Source organism: Pseudoduganella sp. RAF53_2 (assembly GCF_052113985.1).
GTDB lineage: Bacteria > Pseudomonadota > Gammaproteobacteria > Burkholderiales > Burkholderiaceae_D > Rugamonas.
The window spans coordinates 1-1,360 of record NZ_JBFRDW010001005.1 but is presented as its reverse complement, the minus strand read 5'-3'; the positions used below and the strand labels follow the sequence as shown (position 1 = coordinate 1,360).

General features: G+C 62.0%; 3 protein-coding genes. All 3 read right to left on the bottom strand.

Going from position 1 to position 1,360, the window contains the following annotated elements; all coding sequences use genetic code 11:
* The coding region (locus AB4Z11_RS31845; RefSeq protein WP_442030196.1) for a pilus assembly protein PilP at window positions 1-285 on the bottom strand (285 nt) is incomplete at its 3' end.
* Entirely contained in the window at window positions 282-944 is a 663-nt protein-coding gene (locus AB4Z11_RS31840; protein WP_442030195.1) for a type 4a pilus biogenesis protein PilO, read from the bottom strand. The genes AB4Z11_RS31840 and AB4Z11_RS31845, both read right to left, overlap by 4 nt.
* A gap of 8 nt (window positions 945-952) precedes the next feature.
* Window positions 953-1,360: PilN domain-containing protein (locus AB4Z11_RS31835; protein WP_442030193.1), on the bottom strand; the 408-nt coding region annotated here is incomplete at its 5' end.

Here is a 1,360-nt window from a genome sequence, read left to right as displayed (position 1 = left end):
GCTTTCGAGGAATTCCTTGCGGCGGTTGGTGTCCGGCTGCAGGCCGCCACCGGGACGCGACTTCGCCAGTTCAGCCAGCAGCTTGTTGGCATTGAAAGGGTCCGGCTGATCCGCTGCGGCATAGGCGAAGGGCACGAATTTTTTCGGCGCCTGCAGCGGCTTGACCGTTGGCTGGGTCTGAGAGTCCACCTGCTTCATCCAGGTGCGGACTTCCTGCACATCGCTGTCACCGCAGCCGGCCAGCGCCAGCAGGGGCAGCAGGGTAAGGATCGCGCGGCGCATCATTTCTTCGCTTTCTTCTTGTCAGCGGCCGCCTTGCGCGCCGCCGCCACTTCCTCCGGATCGAGGTAGCGGAAGGTCTTGGCCACGGCATCGAGCACCAGGGTGTTGCCATCCTTGCCGGTGTTCAGCGTCATATTATTCAGCGTCACGATGCGCGGCAGATTGGCCATGTCGCCGGCGAAGGAGCCGACGTCGTGGTAGTTGCCGGTGACGCGGATATCGATCGGCAGCTCGGCGTAGTATTCCTTGACGTCCACTTTGCCCGGCTTGAACAGCTCGAACTGCAGACCACGGCCCAGGCCCGCCTGGTTGATGTCCGACAGCAGGGCCGCCATCTCCGCTTTGCTCGGCAGCTGCTTCTCCATCTGCAGCACGTACTCGTCAACCTTTTCCTTCTGCTTCTTCAGCGCTTCCAGGTTGACCGCCTGCGCGGTCTTGAGCTTGTACTCGTCACGCAGCTTCAGCTCCTGCTGCGCGCCGGCGTCCTGCTCCTCGAACTGGCCTTGCCAGTAGCCGAAGTAGCCCAGCGCCACAACGGCTGCCGCCACGCCAACGCCGCACAGCACGCGCGGGACGATGGGCCACATGCCAGGATGAATGCCGTTCAGGCCCTGGAACTGGGACTTCAGCGAGTCTCCCAATTGATTCAGATCGATTGCCATGGTGCGCCTCAGCTCTTCGGGGCCGCAGTCGCCTGCGGGTTCTTGGCGCCAGGCTTGCCGTCTTGCGGCTTGTCCTTGTCGCGCGGACGCTTGATGTTGACGGACAGGTTGAACTCGACCACCTTGCGGCCGGTGTTCTTATCCTTGCCAAGAGTTGCGGCCTTCACTTCGATCAGGTCCGGGCGCTCCAGCCAGGGCGAGTTGCCGGCCAAGTTACGCAGCAGTTCGGAGACACGTTCCTGCGACTGGGCATAACCGTTCAGCGTGACCTTCTGGCCTTCCTGCTTGAAGCCTTTCAGATAAACGCCAGGGGGCGTCTGTTTGACCAGTTCATCCATCAAATACACCGGCTGGTTGCGGTCGGCCTGCAGATCTTCGACCGCTTCCTGGCGCGCTTTCAGCGATTCGATTTCCTG